The organism is Rhizobium sp. P2_G9, from assembly GCF_056403475.1.
Map to the genome: position 1 here is coordinate 1 of NZ_JBFUFK010000084.1, position 18528 is coordinate 18528.

An 18528-nucleotide genomic window follows, 5' to 3' on the forward strand; every position below is an offset into this window, starting at 1 on the left:
GTCGACGCACAGATGTCGCCACTCGCCGAGACCATCCATTCAGCGACCCGACCGTCCCCAAAGGTAACCGACCACGGCAGCTATCCCGACGGACAGGAAGACGTTCTGCTTCAGCTTTTCCTCGGCGGCGGTTGCCAGTTCCTTGAATTCCGCCGACGCGATCTGTCTCGTGCCCGAGGCGATTTGCTGGACCGACTCGCGGAGCCGTTCCAGTTCGTTCTTCAGCTCGGCGATTTGCTCTTTCTGGTCAGGAAGAATGGATTCGGCGTCGCGCTCGGCGTTCTTCTGCGCAATCACGTCGTCGGCTTTCGACGTGGCGACTCCGTCCGGGTTGGTCCAAATGCCTGATTGTGAGGGATCGTCTGCCATATGTCCTTCTCCTTAACTGCGCGATAGCGGCCGCCGGCTGGACCGGTGGTCGGCTCAATGCATCAGGCGGCCTTGGGCTTGCCCTTGGAGTTGACGGCTGCGTTGGCGAGCTGGGTCAGCGCGTCGTCGGTCTTGGTCTCCTCGATAAGCGTCACAGTGAGAATATTAGCGATGTCCGGCTTGCCGAGCTGTAGCGCCCAGGCCTTCAACGTTCCGTACCGCGCGATCTCGTAATGCTCGACAGCCTGGGCGGCGGCAAGAAGGCCTGCGTCGAGCGCATCTGAATCCTTGAATTCCTCGAGGATTTCCGAACCTTCCTCAAGGATTCCGTCGATGGCGGGGCAAGTCTTGCCGCGAGCGGGCTTGCCGAGCAGTTCGAAGATTTCAAGAAGTCGCTCGACCTGTCCTTCGGTCTCCTGCAGATGCTTGTCGAACGCCGCCTTCAGCGCCTGGTCTTTCGCCCCGCGGCTCATCTTCTTCAGCGCCTTCACGATTTGGCGTTCGGCATAATAGATGTCCTTCACGCCGTCGAAAAACATGTCGTCGAGTGTCTTGGCAGGCATTGGCATACTCCGTGCTTTGGGTGGTAGTGGCCGAGCAACCTTGTGACAATCGAATGTCGCTCTGGCAGTCTCGACGGACTCAACGCGGTCGATAAGGGACGGTTCCGTGTGCGAAATCGCACCCATATCGCCGCGCCCCCGGCGACCCCGGAGACCTCAGGACCGCCGTAGCAAGGATCGAGATGACGCATACCCTACTTGACGGGCGGCGAAGCCTTTCCAAGCTTTAACGACGGCTCGCGCGCCCAGACCCGGAGCTTGCCAAGTTCCGCAACGAATGCCGAGAGGCTCTCGCCGGGAAGCTCGATGGTGCCCTCGTCCAGCTTGTCCGCGATGCCCGCCACTTGCATCAGCGGAAGGGCGTCAGCGACATAGCCGATGAACTTGCAATGCTGGAAGGCGTCGACGACAAAGTCGCGCGCCGTGGCTTCTACGACAAGGTCGTCGATGGCCCGCGCAGACGCAGAAGCGCAACGGCGTCGAACAGGACCGAGGGACCGCCGTCAATCATGAATTGGGCAGGAACCAGGCTCCCGTCTGACGCGACGACACCAGTGACTTTGGGCGCTATGAGAGCGACATCCGCTTTCTCCGCCATGATGGCATCCTGCAGGCCTTTGAGAAGGTTGGCATCGACGCCGTCAGTCACGAGAATACCAAGCTTGCGCCCTTCGAAACGCTTTGGGCCGCGTTCGACGATGCTGAGCGCAGGCGATGGGTCGAGGTCCTGACGTGTGGGAACGGCGGCGTCCGCTGGCTTGGGCATCGATTGGAAGCCGAGCCTTTCGGCGACCGCGCTCGCCAGCGTCTCGTCGATGTTCATGAGATGTGAGACGACGCGTTCCCGGATCACGGGCGTTTCGACCTTCGAAAGTTCGAACGTCAGTGCCATCTGGATATGACGCTGTTCTGGCGGCGCCTGGCTGATATAGAACTGGCGTGCCTGGCTGTAGTGATCGGCGAAGCTTTCGGGCGAAACCTCACCTTCTGGCCCTGTTCCTCGGCCGGGAAATGCGTGAAGCCGCTCACAGGTGACTCTCGAGGGCCTTCACTCCACGAGTTCGGCTGGTAGTTAGCTCGGCCCGCCGGATTGCGCATGGCCATGTGGCCGTCCTGTTGGAAGTGATGGAACGGGCATTTTGGCGCGTTGATCGGAATATGGGTGAAGTTTGGACCGCCTAGGCGCTTGAGCTGTGTGTCGAGATAGCTGAAATTCCGCCCCTGCAGCAGCGGATCGTTGGAAAAGTCGATGCCCGGAGGCACGTTCTGCGTCATGAACGCAACCTGCTCGGTCTCGAAGAAGAAATTGTCAGGCATCCGATCGAGCACCAACCGCCCGACAGGCTTTGGCGGCAGGATTTCCTCGGGTATTATTTTGGTTGGGTCGAGGATATCGAAATCGAAATTGTCGGCGAATTCCTGATCGAACAACTGCAGACAAAGTTCCCATTCGGGGAAGTTGCCTGACCTAATGGCATTCCAGAGGTCGCGGCGGTGGAAGTCGGGGTCGGCACCGTTGATCTTCACCGCTTCGTTCCACGCGACGGACTGTAATCCCAACTTTGGCTTCCAGTGGAATTTGACGAATGTGGATTCGCCCTTGGCATTGACCAGCCGGAAGGTGTGAACGCCAAATCCTTCCATGAACCGGAAGGAGCGCGGAATGGCGCGGTCCGACATCACCCACATGATCATATGCATGCTCTCGGGCGTCAGGCTGATGAAGTCCCAGAAATTGTCGTGCGCGCTCTGCGCCTGCGGAAAGTCACGGTCAGGCTCCGCTTTCACCGCGTGAACCATGTCCGGAAATTTAATCGCGTCCTGGATGAAGAACACCGGGATATTGTTACCTACAAGGTCCCAGTTGCCCTCTTGTGTGTAGAGCTTGACAGCGAAGCCGCGGACATCGCGGGCAAGGTCGAACGACCCCTTGTTTCCGGCCACAGTCGAGAAGCGGACAAAAGCGGGAGTTCTCTCGCGTGCACGCTGAAAGATGTCAGCCTTGGTGTAGGCGGCCAAAGATTCATATGTTTCGAAGAAGCCATGCGCCCCGTAGCCGCGCGCATGGACAACGCGTTCGGGAATGCGCTCGTGATCGAAATGGAAGATCTTTTCGCGGAAATGGAAATCATCGACAAGCAGGGGGCCACGTGCGCCGATGCGAAGCGAGTTCTGGTCGTCCGAGACAGGCCCGCCTTGCGCAGTGGTCAGAACAAGCTGCGCTTCTTCGGCGATCTGATGCAGTTCTCCCCCCTGACCTCGTGCAAGCGTCTGATCATGGATGTGGGCGTCGACAGCATTTGATTTGGTAGATTTGGAGGGCGATGCGTGCGTTAAGGACTTTTTGGGCATCTGGTGCTCCGAAAGGAATTGTTGAAACCAGAACGCCAACTCCAGCGGCTGCGGGAAGTTCCTGCGCCATATCGTACAATCCAGCACGCGGCAGGCTTAATGTACGCTCGCTGCATTTAATGGTCCGAGCTCATGCGGCACAACGTTACGCCCTGATGTGCTGTGTGAGCCTCCATCGTATTGTTTAAGTTCGGAGAAGAGGTTTCGGACGAAGCCGCGTACTTCTCCGGCATCCGCACGACAGAGCGGACCCGGAATTGAAGCATCTCATTGGCAAGCCCATCACGGCCCAGACGACCAAAAGCATGGACAATTCAGAATTTGCGAGCCTGCGTAAACCTATCGCATTAGTTGTCGACGACGAGCTTTTGATTCTGATGGACCACGTCGATATGATTTCCATGGTCGAGGCGACGACGATGGAACAGGCATATTTTTTCCTTGAAGAGCACTTGTCGCTGCAGCTGCTGTTCAACGATGTCGAGGCCCCTGGCGAGATTATCGGATTCGAACTTGCCAAAATAGTCGCAGTGAACTGGCCGCACATCGCCATCGTAGTCGCCTCTGGTGCAGCGTACCCGCAGCCCGGCGACCTGCCCCACGGGGCGACGTTCATGGCCAAGCCCCTGTCGCAAGCGATGGTTCACGAGGCGGTCACGGAACATCTCAAAAAGCCCCAAGGTGCGCGCGGGCGTCCGCCCTCGACGTCGAGCAAAATGTATCCCACCAAGCGGCACGGTTTCTCAGGTCACAACGGAAGATATCTGCCGTCGATTTTCAACGTCACCGAAAGCCCGTCTTTCGACCAATCGTGTTCCAGTGTGCCGCCGAGATGACCTGCCAACGTTCGGTGAAGGAGCTTGCTTCCGTAACCGATTGCGCCATCCGGTTTCACGACCTCGGGCCCGCCTCGCTCCGTCCATTGTATTTCGACATCGTCGCCGACCATCGATCCGGACACATCCAGTGTTCCTTCAGGCGCAGATAACGCGCCGTATTTCATTGCATTAGTAGCGAGCTCGTGAATTACCAATGCGAGTCCAGTGGCCGCCGTTTCGCCCACTCCCAGACGGGGAACTGCGACCCTGATGCGTCCTGCGAAAGCGCCATCATCGTCATAGGGCGCGAGCAACATGGTGATGATGTCGCCGAGCAAAGCGGCGTTTCCCTGTCCATGCGGTAATGGCCGAACGAGGTCATGCGCACGACCAAGCGCCGTAAGCCGGCTTGTGAGCTGCTTTGTCATGTCCTCGATCGAAGTCGACGATCGCGATGTGATGTGGGTCAGCCCGGTGGCGATCGCTAGGAGGTTTTTGACCCGATGGCTCATTTCACCAGCGAGGAGTTCGTGACTTTCCTCGGCGTTTTTCCTACCCGTCACGTCCAGAAAGATTCCTGTCATCTTTCGGTTCTTCATACCCGCGTCTTTTCCTTGTCCCCGGGCCGACACCCAACGGACGTCAGTTCCGACGACTATTCGGAAATCGATTTCATACGGTCCCAATAGAGCCCTGGTGGCGGTGAACGCCGCCCTGACCCGATCCCGGTCAGCCGGGTGTACTTTTTCGGAAAGATGTTCGAAGGTGAGGCGTTCGGCCTTTGTAACATCCCACAACACGTAGCCTTGTCTGTCCATGACCAGATCGTCAGTATCGACTTGCCAGGACCAGAGCGCCACCCCTGCCGCTTCGATCGCTTCACGTAGTTGTCTTGACGACCAGTCTGAATGCTCGGAACCAAATTCCACGGCCGCTCACATCCTTTTCCTTGGTTTAGGATCGGCCTTTACCTTAAGGGTTAGGCGGTCTTGTTCTTCCTTGGCAAGTCTCGCATCACGTAGACGGGATGTTTTCTCGTCACGAGCTTTCGTTAGATGGTCGATTTCGTCGGACGCCTTGCCGCGGGCGAAAAATTGGGACTGCAGCTCGTTGAAGGCCATTTCCGCCCGCTCGCGGGACTTGTTGCTCGCCATTTAGTCTCCAATGATTCAAAAAAAGGCCCCAAAGTCCGATTCGCCAATAGACCCACTTCCGGCAGCGCCTATCCACGCCTGGTCAAAGTGTAAAGAAGTTAGGATCGAGCCGCCTGAGATTAGAGGCCGACATCAACTTGTTGTCGCGGTCCATCTCGTAGCCGATACTCTGGCCTTCGACATTTTCGCGCATGCCAGCTCGCTCAATGGCAGAAAGATGGCCGAACGCGTCACCGCCGCCCTTGTCGGGCGGGAAAAAACCGAAGCCTTTGGTGGAATTGAACCATTCAACTGTGCCGGCGGTCATGACAAAACCTTTGATAGCAATATTGAACCACCGCGGATACTCGATCGCGCAGCGGATAGTAATAGCGATTTTTGAAAGGAAAGGTTCGTTCAGGGCGCGGTGCCAATCGCGCGGTAACCAAAGCTCAGCAAGCAAATCTCGATAAACTAAAAATAGCGACGACCCACTCTTTTGTCAACGTAAAGTTACAGGCAGGTTGGATACGGTCTCTTGTGTGCAATATCTGACTCACATCGGCAGATGACTGCCATAGATGATTTCATGCACGTTGGCCACATTGAGGATCGCGATCAGCACGTCCTCGAGCCCCACATTCAAGTCTTCCCATGGCAGAACCGACGGCGCATTCTCTCGCGAGAATTTCACCTGGGACCAGCAGAACGACACTCATCATGGACCGGTATCCGACACCGTGATAAGTCCAGTGGAAACCGACCAGTTTGATCTTCTCGGAGGTGGCGCGATCCAGCAGCATCTGCCTGCCTAAGTGCGATGTCCGGCTCGGTGTCGAAGCCGGAATGCCCAATCCCGGGTGTTCGAAGAACTGATCTCGCTGGTGCGGGCGTCACCTGTGTCCGGAAGGCACTCGGAATGTTCGGTTGGAGTTCGTCGACGACGTTGGACTGCTCTGGTCTAGTTTAGCGCATGAGATGGCGAAATCGCCAATGTGCTGCGCAGGCGCGGTAATCACTAGGCGGACTTCGGCGGCTAAGCCGCAAATCTGCTGGATAGAGGTTCAGCGATGGAAAGTGGGGCATGCACGGAGAGCACATCGAGAGCGGCAAAGGTCCGGCACTTGCCGTTCCCTGGGAAGCGTTAGAAGAGGCGGGCGTGATCGGAGACGTGTTGGACTGTTTCGAGGAAAAGTTCGCGTATCGGAATTCCGACGACGACCAGTCGTCTCACTCGAAACGCTCAGAGGGAAGGATCGCCGGTTGCGTCTTTCGGGATCGGCTTTTCCGCCGTCAGGAAATTGCCGATTGGGTGGAGCGCTTCGAAATTGTCGCAGGCGACTTTGATAATGACCAGGATCGGCACCGCCATGAGTGCTCCGACAAAGCCCCAGAGCCAGGACCAGAAAGAGATCGAGATGAACACGAACACGGCGTTCAGTTCCAGTCTCCTTCCCAGAAGCATCGGCGTCAGGAACTGGCCCTCCAGAATATGGACCAATAGAATGAAGGTCGGGGCAATCAAAGCGTATAAGGTGTCGTCGAATGTGACGATCGATATCGCGCCGACCAAGACGAGGGCGATGAGCGCACCCACATAGGGCAAGTAGTTTAGGACCGCAGACGCCGCGCCCCAAACCAGAGCGTTCGGCATTCCGAGCAGCCACATTCCCGAACCCACTACGATTCCGACGACGATGTTGATCATCGTGATTGTAAAAAGGTAGCGTGATATCTCCGCCTGGATGTTGTAGATGACCTTGAGCGCCTTCTTCTTGTCACTGAGGTTGGGGAACACCTGGATTATCTTCTGGTAAAACAGGGTTCCCGAAGCGAGCAGGAAAAGCGAGAGCACGAAGGTTACCGCGAACGTGGTGCCTGCCGAAAGAAGGTTCCCCGCCGCTCGCGAGACGATGCCTGGCTGAGCAACTGCCACCTTCTGGATGGTGGCGTCGTCGACGTTCTCTGACACCTTGTCGATCTGGGCGGTCGCCTTTATCGCCTTGTCGAACATGTGCCGGACTGTGTCGGCCCGTGCGCGCAGTTTGTCGCCGATCTCAGGCGCGTCGCTTATCATTTGAGAAATGGGGCCACTTGTGAAATAGCCCAGCGTTCCTAGGCAGAAGGCCGAGATGAGTATGAGGATAGTCGCTCCCACCGCGGACGGCACTCCCCACTTTCCCATATACCGGACGACCGGAGTGAGTGTCGTCGCGAGGATGAAAGCAAGGAACACGGGCGTGAGGAATTCGCGGCCGATGTAAAGGCCACAAACCGCCATCATCAGGAATATGCCGACGATGTAGGGATGGGACCGCGTTGATGGGGTAAGCCTGCGCTGCCACCGCTTCTTGACAGTACCACCGGACATGAATTTCTCCGTATAGCATTGCGCGAATTTGCCGCTGCCATTGGCTGTGGGCATCGTCCGGATTGTCTGGTAGGCCTTTTCGTGTCTGATTAGGTTAGTCGCCGTACGCGAGGATCGCGACGCCGTTCCATCTTTTCCGACCGTATCAGATAGCACCGTAACCTGCAGTCTCGACTACATTGACGGGGACTTTACTGCCGGGCGCTTTCACCTCCTGCAGGCAAACCACTTCGAGAGAGGCCTCCGCGAGCTATCACAGTAACACCTGAAGTGGCGTTCACTCCGTTGACATTGTATGTGGCCATCCTCAAATCGTGGACTCTTCTGAGCGAAAATTCAGCTGCACGTTTATGGGGTAAGCGTTGAAACGTCGAACGTCGGGAGGCGGCATTCGATCGACGTCATTTCTGCTCCGAGTTCGATGGGCCACTCCCTGGTATCGTCGTCGTGGCAACCGAAACCGGATCGCTGGCGGGAAACGACGATGCCAGCCCTTCGTCAAGCTGGTCGTTCACTGAGTGAGACTTCCTAGCTTCACGCTCTTCGCGCAGCGACACGGCCGCGGCACTTTCGCCATCGGTCGTCGCCATAGTCGGATCGGACGACCGCCCGGCAATGTCGGCGTCCCGAACCAGAGCCTCGATGTCGGTGTTCACGACGTCGAACAGCATCCCCTTCGCCAGCGCCTCCGCATTGATTTTGGTAACCCCGTCATCTTCGTGCCGCGACATCCGGACCGAAACTACGTCGCCGCCGTCGCCTACGAATTCCACGGTGAGTATGTGGGCATCGTCATGCACCAGTTTATCCACGATTTCCATTGATCGGCTCCTTTCAATTGCGGGTTCAATCGCGCAAGCGATATCCACGTCGCGCGGTCAAGCCGACAAGTGCCCAGAGTCCGAGCGAGATAGCCGTCGCGGCGACGACGGGGTGGGCCTCGATGGTACGGGCGGTTGTCTTTGCCAAGTCTGACACCGAGCGGCGCAAGTCCGCGATCTGTGATCGAATCGGTTCGAGATCGCTGTCGCCAGCTCCCGATGTCGGATCGGTTATGCTGAGCTTGTCGAAGTCTTCGGGATGTATGATCCCTAAGGGTATTGGCGGGCCGATCTCGGACATTTCTGTTTCTCCGTTAGAGCGTGCTTCGTGCCCGCCTGAGCATAGTCAATTTGATGCGGTACCGTCGTCAGGCGTGAACGCCATGATCTGCGTGAGCAATTGTTTGGCGTGGAGATAAATTTGAGAATCGCTCATCGAGCCTACATTCTCGTCTTTGAGATGGATCGCCACATTGTCTGATCCCTCTCCGCGGAAAGTCACCTCGACGCCGGGTTGGGCGGTTCCTCTTACGATACTTGCGCTGATGACTTTCAAAGCGAACCTCCCAATGTGTGCAAGCACTCAATGCTCGCTCCATGCGAAGGTTCCGGCGACAATCCAGCGGATTGCGATCGCGCTCGGAGTCGAGGAGCCCGATCCCGCCACCTCCGTGTATTGGACCGCTGTTTGACGAGCGATGCCAACTCTCCGCCACTGAGCGCCCCGTCGGGTCAGCTTCCCTTTTTCATCATGTCGCGCAGGAGAAAGTTCGTCTCTTCGACGTCGACTTCGTGCAACATGACCGCGTCGGCGATGGCCGCGATGGCCAGGGTGATCTCCGATATCGTCCATCCGGCCGCTTCGGCGTCGTCCATCACTTTCGTAACGGCACCCGCGATCGCGTCCTGGCATTCCTCGATCCGACGCGGGTGGAACGCCGGAAGAGTCGGCGGATCGACGGAGGTGTCGTCGGGATGCTTGTTCATGTTCATGACGGTATTCCTTTTCGGCCAAAACGCGCCTCGAAAGCGGCCGGTTCCGCCACGTCCAGGTCGCGGACTTTGGTTGACAACGTCTTGCGCAGAAATTCGCCACCCAGATCGACGCCTTCGTACGAGATGCGGGCGGCGAGGGCTGCCGCTTTCAGCGCCAGTCGATCGCGCCAGCAGTCCGGCGACGCCGGATCATGAATCAGACGGTCAAGCGACTTCAGGGTACCGCCGGCAAAGTCAGCATCGGATTCGGTGGCGTCGCGGCCGCGCGTCACCGCCCAGCCTGGCAGGCGGGGCGACCACGTCTAGGGATGGCCCTATGACAGGCAGGAGCGAATCCATGCGGGAAAGCGTAAATCAGGCGTTCAGTTTTTATCAGAAATATTGCAATAAACCGCACAGTCCGTCGTCGACAAGTAACGTCCGATAATGCATTATCGGACGTTTTATATCGCCGACTGGCGGTGCGGTTTTTTTGCTTATGTCGCTGGTAAATCGCACGTCTTTTGCACCCTCGGTCACCACAGTTTGGTTACTTCAGCCTCGTTGAGGCCGCCGCCCTGCTCCCACCCGGCTTGGGTCTTCTGTTGACCCAACTTGAACTGCGGCTGTTTAGCCAGCGCCGTTCGCCAAAAATGCCGGCATTTCTTTGCCCGCGGCGACCGACGGCTGAGAATGAAACAGGTGGCGCCAGCCGTTTCCGTTCCATTCATGCAAATCAACTTTGCTTTCACTCAGGTTGAACCTGAGCAAATTCCGGTCGGTATGCCATCACCAAATTCAGGGGCGACGGATGATGCTCAACGAACTTGTTTTCGCCATTGTAGCTGTCAGCAATGGGCTGGACGTGTTCGCTGCGATTTTTTTATTCGTCCGGCGGGCGTTTCCGACCCCGAGCCGAGGGACGATCCGATGTGGGCCTCAAAACCAAAGAAGCGTGCGCTATCGCACCGTCACCAAGATGTCATTGGCTATTTATCTGTCTGTTTACGTTCCTTCGCGACAATAGTGGACTTATAAGTCGTGTTTAGAAGGAAAGACAATGGCAACTGGTTGCGAAGGATGCCGACGGGGTGAGAACTTCGAAACACAGTTCTCAATGGCGTTTCAACCAATTGTGGACATCGGCGCCCGCAGAATATTCGGCCACGAGGCCTTAGTGCGAGGCCCGAGGAGCGAGGGAGCCGGCAGCGTGTTGGCACAGGTCGATCCGGCCAACCGTTATGCGTTCGATCAGCAGTGCCGCGTCAAGGCAATTGAGCTGGCAGCGCAGCTCTTTCCGCGAGGAGAGGATGTCAAGCTATCAATCAATTTCATGCCGAATGCAGTTTACGAGCCGCGCGCCTGCATTCGCCTCACATTGGCGACCGCCGAGAAAGTTGGCTTCCCACTCGACCAAATTGTGTTCGAGTTTACCGAAAATGAGGTGCTCGACACCAAGCACGTCCTCAACATCCTGCGCACATATCGGGAAATAGGATTTAAGACGGCGCTCGACGATTTCGGCGCCGGCTATGCCGGGCTATCGCTGCTGACGAAGTTCCAGCCGGACATCGTGAAACTGGATATGGAGCTTATCCGCGACATCGACACCGACCCTGTCAAGCGTACTGTCGTCACCCATACGTTGAAGATGTTGAATGACCTTGGCATCACACCTCTCTGCGAAGGGATCGAAACTGCCGAAGAATTGGCTGCACTCAAGGATCTCGGTGTTGAGCTCGTTCAAGGATATTTTTTGGCAAAGCCAGCCTTCCAATCTTTGGCGTCGCCAAGTGCGTACGGAGTTGCCGCTCAGCGTGCCTAGCTCACACCATGGCGGATAAGACCGGGGGTGTGGTGGAGGACGATTTGGTTTTAATGAACCCACGCCGCAGCAGGGTTTTACCATTGTGCCTATGCGACCCATAGTGGCGCTGTCTTCGTGGCCCACATTTCGTTCCCGCTGCTGCTCGGCTGGTAGATGTGACGATCGATGTGAAGAACGGTCGATGATTGAACACAGTTCGCTCGACGAAGCGGTCTTGCGCCCGTCCGCGAGGTGGCGGCGTCTAGGAAGTCGCTCGCGACATGTTGGCCTGTCCTGGTTTGCGACCACGCTTTATTTCAAAGCATCTACGGCCTCCGGTGAGACCGTCACACTAAAATCGGGTTTTCCACGCTTTCGGGCCTGTTGCCTCAGCAGCTTCCTGCTGGATTCGGACGACACCAATGCACGTTTCAGACGGCTATCTGTTCACGCGCGGGAGGCGCATTCAAGTTGGACGAGGGGAGACATCGTCTATCAAAGGAGGCCGCTAGGCTCGCTTTGGCTACTAGCGCAGTCGGCATCGGTATCTGGGAGTGGCACCTGGCAGACAACTCTTTCGAGTATTCCGACATCGCCAAGGCGATCTGCGGCCTTCCGATCGACGACCCGGTGACTTGGGATGGCCTCAAGAAAACTGTGCACCCCGCAGATTATCCGCGAACGTCCGCAATGGCAAAGCGGGCCTTAGATCCCTACCTCCGCGAGCGTTTTCCGTACGAGTGCAGGTTAATACGACCAGATGGGAGCATCCGATGGGTACCTATGAGCGGAACAAACATGTTCTGTGCCGGTTGAGCGGTCAGTCGTCAATCGGTTCAGGAGAGCTCTATGCCAGACGAAACTAATCAAGCGCCAGGAAGTCGCGCCAACCAAAACTCTGATCAAAACGATAGCGGTAAGCCAGCGTCTGCACTCAACGATCTCAAAGACAAGATCACAGACGACATGAACGCAGCGAAAGACGCTGTGAAAGATGGCGCCGACTCTGCGATGCAAAAGGTCCAGTCCACCGTCGCCGAGCAAACAAATTTCGCTGCTCATCAGGTCGGTGGAATTGCGACCGCTCTTCGGAAGGTTGGCGCTGAACTTGAGAGGGGCGATCAGCCCGAAGTTGGACGCTACGCGCAGCAAATCGGCGAGAGTGTTCAAGCGATCGCAAAAAAGATCGAAGGGCGTGATCTCGGCGAGATCGCCAACATGGCCGAAGACTTCGGCCGGAAGCAACCGCTCGCTTTCCTTGGTGTCGCAGCGCTTGCGGGACTGGCGGCGAGCAGGTTCCTAACGGCCTCGGCGAAACGGACGTCGAACACAGCGACGTCAATGCCAAAGGTCCCCAGCAATTCAGATGTGTCGCAGGTGAGAAGCTTTGCTTCCACCGGAGGATCAGACAATGGTTGAACCGAACAACAGTGTGCCGCTTTCCGAACTGATCGGCGGACTTGTCTCGGATGTCTCCGGTCTTTTGCGAAAGGAAATTGATCTCGCTAAAACAGAGGCGTCGGAAAAAATATCCAGCGCCTTGAGCGGTGTCGAAACTTTGGTGGTCGGCATCGTCTTGGCCATCGGCGCAGTCGGTGTATTCTTGAGCGCTTTAGTTAGCGGCCTGGCAACATTACTGGTTCACAGCGGAATGACGGACGAGGGCGCCCACGGATTGGCAGCACTGATCATCGCCATTGTGATTGGCGGTCTCGCATGGTTGCTCGTCTCCAAGGGTCTCGCTGGATTGCGCGGAGCCAACTTCAAACTCGACCGTACAACCGCATCGCTTCGTCGTGACGTCGATGTCGTCAAGGAGAAAATCTGATGGACAGTTCCGAAAAATCCTCTGTGACCATCCAGCGCGAGATCGACGTCGATCGCCAACGTATCGAAGCCCGGATCGGGGCCATTCAAGAGCGAATGTCTCCTGGTCAGTTGATTGATGAGGTTCTCGCATATGCCAAGGGCAGTGACGGCGGAGAATACATCAGCAATCTCGGGAAAGCGCTCAAGGCAAATCCTTTACCCGTAGCCTTGATGGGCGTCAGCCTGGCTTGGTTGATCGCGAAACAGGGGACAGTAACACCCCTAACCTCATCAGCCATACCTTATCAAGATGATCCCCTCTACTATGTTCAGGGTCGCGTTCGTCGTGTTGGATCGGCGGAAGAGGTTGATGGTACACATTATACCTATTTCACCGACGACGCTGGACAACGCTTCAAAGCATTGACCGACGACGCCGGACGCCGTGCTGGCAATTTCGTGGATGCTACTGGCAGAGCATATCGTGGTTTTGCGGATGCGACGGGAGCGCAGATCTCACAGATAACTGACGAGGCCGGCACACTGCTGGACGCTTCGACGGGCTGGCTCTCGGATACCTGGCAGCAAGTTAAGAACACTGCGGCCGGACTGGCACAGAAGGTGGGCGATACGACAAGCGCAATGTCCGGCTCTGCCTCGAATCTCGGAACCTCGATCCAGGATCAGACAGCGCGCCTCAACGACGTGATTTTGAGCCAGTTCCGCGATCAACCTCTTGTCGGCGGCGCGCTGGCATTCGCGGTCGGCGCAGCGATCGGTGCAGCCCTTCCCCACACCGACAAAGAGGACGAGATGCTGGGAGAAGCTGCAGATCGCTTGAAAAGCCAGGCCACATCTCAAGCTTCCGAACTGGTGGAACAAGGTAAAGACATTGCGTCGGATGCTCTGGATAAGGCCGTATCAGTAGCCGCGGATGTCCACGATGCTGCTAAGGACCGTATCGTTGCAAATGTCGATCAATTCAAAGATCGAACTTTAAACCGATAAAATTCTTCCATGAAAAGCGCCGCCCTCGTTTGAACGCGGCGCTTTTTTCACAGAATTCGCGTGCTCAATTTCGCTTGGCTTGCCTTTGAACATGCCTTGCATAGGCACAGGAAACCGTACCAGCCCTCCGGTTTCATGCGGAACGGCTGAGCTCACTGTACAGGAACCGGCAGCGGGCCAGTCCACCCAAGCGCTAACCAACCTCGGGTCGGACCGGATCTGGGACCTCTTTTTGAACCCCCTGCGCTGAAACGCATTACTCGGCACGGTCGCGGCAATTTGCGGGGGCGATCAAAAAATCAAAGGAAAAAGTATGAACAGCCAAATCCGGCAATGGTGGCATCCGAAAACCGTGTATCAAATCTACCCGCGCAGCTTCTGCGACAGCAATGGCGACGGCATCGGCGATCTGCCCGGCATAACATCCAGGCTTGATTACCTGCAGTCGCTGGGTATCGGCCTCATCTGGCTATCACCGGTGTTCAGATCCCCGATGGACGACAACGGCTACGACATATCCGGTTATCAGGAGATCGCCCCCGAGTTCGGTACACTTGCCGATTTTGACCAACTGCTGGCGCAAGCTCGTAGCGCGACATCGGCATCATGCTCGACCTCGTCGTCAACCACACGTCCGATCAGCATCCCTGGTTCGTTGCCGCAAAGGCATCTAAAGACAACCCCTATCGCGACTATTACATCTGGCGGGAAGCGTCGGGCGAAGGCTTGCCAAATACAATTCCCTCAGTCTTCGGCGGCCCTGCCTGGACGCTTGATCCCACGACCGGGCAGTACTTTTTCCATCAATTCTCCAGCCGGCAGCCCGATCTCAATTGGGCCAATCCTGCTGTCCGCGATGAAATTTATCGCATGATGAATTGGTGGCTTGATCGAGGGATCGCGGGATTCAGGATGGATGTCATCGACCTTATCGGCAAAGAAGTTGACCAGGAGATTACGGCGGAGGGGCCACATCTGCACGACTATCTGCAGGAGATGCATCGTGAAACTTTTGGCAGTCGCGATGTGGTCACCGTCGGCGAGGCGTGGAGCGCAACACCGGGCTCGGCGTTGCTCTATTCCGGGCGGGATCGCCATGAACTGTCGATGGTCTTCCAGTTCGAACACGTCACTCAACAGTGGGACAGCGTCTACGGCAAATGGCGCGCAAAACCGTTCGATCTGGTTGGGCTGAAAGCCGTCCTGAGCAAATGGCAATATGCGCTTGCCGACGATGGCTGGAATTCGCTGTTCTGGGGCAATCACGATCTGCCGCGCGCCGTTTCGAAATACGGCGACGCGATAGGCCATCATCATAGCTCCGCCAAGATGTTGGCAACCGCGCTGCACTTTATGAAAGGGACACCGTTCGTCTACCAGGGCGAGGAAATCGGCATGACGAACGCATCCTTTTCTACCGTCGACCAATACAAAGACATAGAGACGCTCAACATATATCGCCTGCACATCGACGCCGGCCTGTCGCCAGAAGATTTCATCGTCGGCGCAAACCAGAACGGCCGTGACAATGCGCGGACACCTATGCAATGGAGCGCTGCGCCGCATGGGGGATTTACAACTGGCGTCCCGTGGATTGAAACCAATCCGAATTATGCCACCATCAACGCCGAACAAAGCGTTGCAGACCAAACATCGATCTGGAACCATTATCGCACGCTGATCACACTCAGGCAGACCCATCCGATAATCGTTTATGGCACCTACCAGTCCTATCTGGATCAGCACGCTCAAGCCTTCGTCTATACCAGAACGCTCGACGAGCAACGCATCGTCGTCATTGCCAATTTTTCCCGCGAGGACGTGTCCGTGACGCTACCGGGAGAGCTGCAGATCGAGGGCGAAACGTTGATCACGAACTATCAGTCCAGGTCCAGGTTGAACGAAACCGTGAGCTTGCAGCCCTTCGAGGCGTTTGCAATACTCCAAGCCCTCTGATCTGGGGAACAAGCTGTGCTCGCTGGAGTTATCAGCTTCGGCCGACGGCGGCTGACATCCTTTAAGGTCTATCATGACAGAATTGTCCGCTTCATCCGGTCAACGGCTTTCGGCAGAGGGTCAGCGACGCTGTCCCGTCGGGGCCGAACTACAAGGAAAAGGCGCGTCATTCCGCGTCTGGGCGCCTGCCTGCTCCACGATCGACATTCTCGTCAATGGCGGAGCCAGCCACCGCCTGACGAAGGAGGCTGACGGATATCATTCTGGATTTGTCGGCGGCGTCACCGCCGGCGCAGTCTACCAATTGCGCCTTGAGGGACGTGACGAGCGTTTCGCCGATCCCGCCTCACGATTCCAGCCGGACGGGCCTGCGGGCCCATCGATGCTCGTCGATCCCGGAGAGTTTCAGTGGCGCGACGCGGAATGGAAAGGCGTTGGCGCCGAAGGCCAGGTCATTTATGAGATGCATATCGGCACCTTCACCCTTGAGGGCACTTGGAAGGCTGCTACGCAGCATTTGCACAAGCTCAAGGACATTGGCGTCACGATTATCGAGGTGATGCCGATCCACGAATTCTTCGGTGCGTTTGGCTGGGGATATGACGGGGTGCTGCTCTACGCGCCCACCCATCTCTACGGCACGCCGGACGATCTTCGCGCCTTTGTGGATAGCGCACATGCGATTGGCCTCGGCGTCATTCTCGATGTCGTCTACAATCACTTCGGCCTCGGCGAAAAGCACGAGCATTTTAGTCCCGATTATTTCACCGACAGATACGAAAACGATTGGGGCAGGTCGATCAATTTCGATGGTCCGAATTCAGCCGGAGTTCGGACCCTGATATCGCAGAATGCCGCCTACTGGATTCGGGAATATCACTTCGACGGTCTGCGGCTTGACGCCACGCAGGCGCTGTTCGACGAGAGCGCTGAACATATCATCGCGGAGGTCGCCCGGGAAAGCCGCGCTGCCGCTGGCGACAAGCAGATTTACATCGTCGGCGAAAACGAGCCGCAGCATACGAGATTGGTGAGGCCGGCGGAGAAGGATGGATACGGGCTGACTTCGGTCTGGAACGATGATTTTCATCATTCTGCCATAGTGGCACTGACTGGCCGAAGCGAAGCGTATTATCATGACTACAGTGGTAATGCGCAGGAACTCATAACGGCCGCCAAATATGGCTATCTGTTTCAAGGGCAGCGCTACGACTGGCAGGATCATATGCGGGGCACTCCGGGTCTGGAACTGGACGCCGCGTGCTTTGTCCATTTTCTGCAAAATCATGATCAGGTTGCAAACTCGGCGCTCGGGCTGCGGTTGAACGCACTCTGCTCGCCGGCGCGGCTCCGTGCCGCGACCGCTCTCCTTCTGCTCGGACCACAAACTCCTATGCTATTTCAGGGGCAGGAGTTTGCCAGCAGCAAGCCGTTCCTCTATTTCGCTGACTTTCCCGCCGAGACGGCACTTCTGGTGCGCAAGGGCCGCCAACAATCTCTGGCGCAGTTTCCGAGTCTCCAGGATGAGGCAATGGTCGCAGAACTCGCCGATCCGATCGCACGAGACACCTTTGCGCGTTGCAGGCTCGACTGGTCCGAGTTCGACCTGAACCGGCATGTCGTCTCCCTTCATCGCGACCTGCTGGCGATGCGGCGAAGCGAGATGGCTTTTGCATCTGCAAACGCGATCGGCGCTCGCAAGGTCGATGGCGGCGTTCTCTGTGCTGACGCCTTTTACCTTCGCTTCTTCGCTGACGATAGCGCAGAGGATCGACTGCTGTTCGTCAATTTCGGCGCCGACATCGAAATCAAGAGTATCGCCGATCCATTGGTTGCGCCGCCGGCCAAAGGTAGTTGGTCGCTTCTTTGGTCAAGCGAACACCCAAGCTACGGAGGCGCCGGTCAGCGACCGATCGATTTTCACGGCCGATGGACACTTTCTGCTGACAGCGCATTGGTTTTAAAGAGTTCAAATCAGCCCCTATTCCCGGCGCCAACTAAGCAAGCGCTCGATCTTTGGCAAGCGGAGATATCGCGGTAAGCCAACCTACATGTGGCTGCTTTTAGTCGATCGCCGCACTTTCGTAATCCTCGGCTCATGCAGGCCCGCGAGTTTGATGCGGAAGTCCACGCCGGGCTTGTCATCGACGAGCGCCTCGATCATCGTATAGTCGTTGGCGGTGCAGCGTTCATCGTGAGCGAAGTAGTGCAGATCGCCTGGATTGTCCAGCTCGATTTCACCGACAAATTTGTATCGGTCGTTTCTTAGTATCGGGATGTAAGGGCATCGACAGGCTATAAGTATGGACTTCATATAGCGCCAATGAGACAATACGATTTTAGCACGCGACACAGCTGGACGCAGTTAGGCGAGAGGTTGTTGAAATCAGAAGGGCAGTGAACCGCCCCGGCTTTGCCGGAGACCGTTTGGTTTAAGTTATGCGGCCACGGCTGGTTCGTCCAGCATGGCGTAGTATCGTTCTTCGGCTTCAGCTGGTGGAATATTGCCGATGGGCTCCAGAAGTCGTCGATTGTTGAACCAATCC

General features: G+C 56.8%; 19 protein-coding genes and 2 pseudogenes. 9 read left to right on the plus strand and 12 right to left on the minus strand.

What is annotated here, in order from left to right; translation table 11 throughout:
• Nucleotides 1-39: 39 nt before the first annotated feature.
• From AC1DYF_RS38510 to katE, 3 genes and pseudogenes are all read right to left on the minus strand, one after another.
• Nucleotides 40-369 carry a hypothetical protein gene (locus tag AC1DYF_RS38510; RefSeq protein ID WP_477883972.1) on the minus strand — a complete coding sequence of 110 codons (330 nt, stop codon included), beginning with the start codon at nt 367-369 and terminating at the stop codon, nt 40-42.
• A 62-nt stretch (nt 370-431) separates the two neighbouring features.
• Nucleotides 432-932, minus strand: a complete 501-nt coding sequence (locus AC1DYF_RS38515; RefSeq protein ID WP_477883974.1) for a YciE/YciF ferroxidase family protein — start codon at nt 930-932, stop codon at nt 432-434.
• Nucleotides 933-1126: 194 nt separating this feature from the next.
• Nucleotides 1127-3284: pseudogene (gene katE / locus AC1DYF_RS38520) on the minus strand (catalase).
• A 257-nt stretch (nt 3285-3541) separates the two neighbouring features.
• Here katE and AC1DYF_RS38525 point away from each other — a divergent pair.
• Nucleotides 3542-4120, plus strand: coding sequence for a response regulator (locus tag AC1DYF_RS38525; protein WP_477883976.1), 579 nt, complete (start codon nt 3542-3544; stop codon nt 4118-4120).
• Here AC1DYF_RS38525 and AC1DYF_RS38530 read toward each other — a convergent pair.
• From AC1DYF_RS38530 to AC1DYF_RS38570, 9 genes are all read right to left on the minus strand, one after another.
• Complete coding sequence (locus tag AC1DYF_RS38530) at nt 4033-5031, minus strand: sensor histidine kinase (RefSeq protein ID WP_477883978.1); 999 nt, start codon at nt 5029-5031, stop codon at nt 4033-4035. The genes AC1DYF_RS38525 and AC1DYF_RS38530 overlap by 88 nt on opposite strands.
• 6 nt (nt 5032-5037) lie before the next feature.
• On the minus strand, nt 5038-5256 hold the full coding sequence (locus AC1DYF_RS38535) for a hypothetical protein (protein WP_477883979.1): 219 nt from the start codon (nt 5254-5256) through the stop codon (nt 5038-5040).
• 82 nt (nt 5257-5338) lie between these two features.
• Nucleotides 5339-5563 (minus strand): cold-shock protein, encoded by a 225-nt coding sequence (locus AC1DYF_RS38540; protein ID WP_477883994.1) that lies wholly within the window; start codon nt 5561-5563, stop codon nt 5339-5341.
• 915 nt (nt 5564-6478) lie between these two features.
• Entirely contained in the window at nt 6479-7606 is a 1128-nt protein-coding gene (locus AC1DYF_RS38545) for an AI-2E family transporter (RefSeq protein ID WP_477883980.1), read from the minus strand.
• A 401-nt stretch (nt 7607-8007) separates the two neighbouring features.
• Nucleotides 8008-8427: a hypothetical protein gene (locus AC1DYF_RS38550; RefSeq protein ID WP_477883981.1), complete on the minus strand. Its 420-nt coding sequence runs from the start codon at nt 8425-8427 to the stop codon at nt 8008-8010.
• Between the two features lie 25 nt (nt 8428-8452).
• On the minus strand, nt 8453-8728 hold the full coding sequence (locus AC1DYF_RS38555; protein ID WP_477883982.1) for a hypothetical protein: 276 nt from the start codon (nt 8726-8728) through the stop codon (nt 8453-8455).
• A 45-nt stretch (nt 8729-8773) separates the two neighbouring features.
• Nucleotides 8774-8983 carry a hypothetical protein gene (locus AC1DYF_RS38560; protein ID WP_477883983.1) on the minus strand — a complete coding sequence of 70 codons (210 nt, stop codon included), beginning with the start codon at nt 8981-8983 and terminating at the stop codon, nt 8774-8776.
• Between the two features lie 176 nt (nt 8984-9159).
• Nucleotides 9160-9420 (minus strand): hypothetical protein, encoded by a 261-nt coding sequence (locus AC1DYF_RS38565; protein WP_477883984.1) that lies wholly within the window; start codon nt 9418-9420, stop codon nt 9160-9162.
• Entirely contained in the window at nt 9417-9695 is a 279-nt protein-coding gene (locus AC1DYF_RS38570; RefSeq protein WP_477883985.1) for a DUF1403 family protein, read from the minus strand. The genes AC1DYF_RS38565 and AC1DYF_RS38570 overlap by 4 nt, the downstream gene beginning before the upstream one ends.
• Before the next feature lie 767 nt (nt 9696-10462).
• Between AC1DYF_RS38570 and AC1DYF_RS38575 the strand changes: the two genes are divergently transcribed.
• From AC1DYF_RS38575 to AC1DYF_RS38610, 8 genes and pseudogenes are all read left to right on the plus strand, one after another.
• Nucleotides 10463-11227 carry an EAL domain-containing protein gene (locus AC1DYF_RS38575; RefSeq protein WP_477883987.1) on the plus strand — a complete coding sequence of 255 codons (765 nt, stop codon included), beginning with the start codon at nt 10463-10465 and terminating at the stop codon, nt 11225-11227.
• Nucleotides 11228-12058: 831 nt separating this feature from the next.
• Nucleotides 12059-12628, plus strand: coding sequence for a nutrient deprivation-induced protein (locus tag AC1DYF_RS38580; protein ID WP_477883989.1), 570 nt, complete (start codon nt 12059-12061; stop codon nt 12626-12628).
• Nucleotides 12621-13037: a phage holin family protein gene (locus AC1DYF_RS38585; protein ID WP_477883991.1), complete on the plus strand. Its 417-nt coding sequence runs from the start codon at nt 12621-12623 to the stop codon at nt 13035-13037. Before AC1DYF_RS38580 ends, AC1DYF_RS38585 begins: the two co-directional genes overlap by 8 nt.
• Nucleotides 13034-14026, plus strand: a complete 993-nt coding sequence (locus tag AC1DYF_RS38590) for a DUF3618 domain-containing protein (RefSeq protein ID WP_477883995.1) — start codon at nt 13034-13036, stop codon at nt 14024-14026. The genes AC1DYF_RS38585 and AC1DYF_RS38590 overlap by 4 nt, the downstream gene beginning before the upstream one ends.
• Before the next feature lie 313 nt (nt 14027-14339).
• Nucleotides 14340-15685: pseudogene (locus AC1DYF_RS38595) on the plus strand (alpha-glucosidase); the annotation flags it as partial.
• A gap of 138 nt (nt 15686-15823) precedes the next feature.
• Complete coding sequence (locus tag AC1DYF_RS38600; RefSeq protein WP_477883997.1) at nt 15824-15982, plus strand: hypothetical protein; 159 nt, start codon at nt 15824-15826, stop codon at nt 15980-15982.
• A gap of 73 nt (nt 15983-16055) precedes the next feature.
• Entirely contained in the window at nt 16056-18023 is a 1968-nt protein-coding gene (gene treZ / locus AC1DYF_RS38605; protein WP_477883992.1) for a malto-oligosyltrehalose trehalohydrolase, read from the plus strand.
• A 57-nt stretch (nt 18024-18080) separates the two neighbouring features.
• Nucleotides 18081-18251, plus strand: coding sequence for a hypothetical protein (locus tag AC1DYF_RS38610; RefSeq protein ID WP_477883993.1), 171 nt, complete (start codon nt 18081-18083; stop codon nt 18249-18251).
• The last annotated feature ends 277 nt before the right edge of the window (nt 18252-18528 follow it).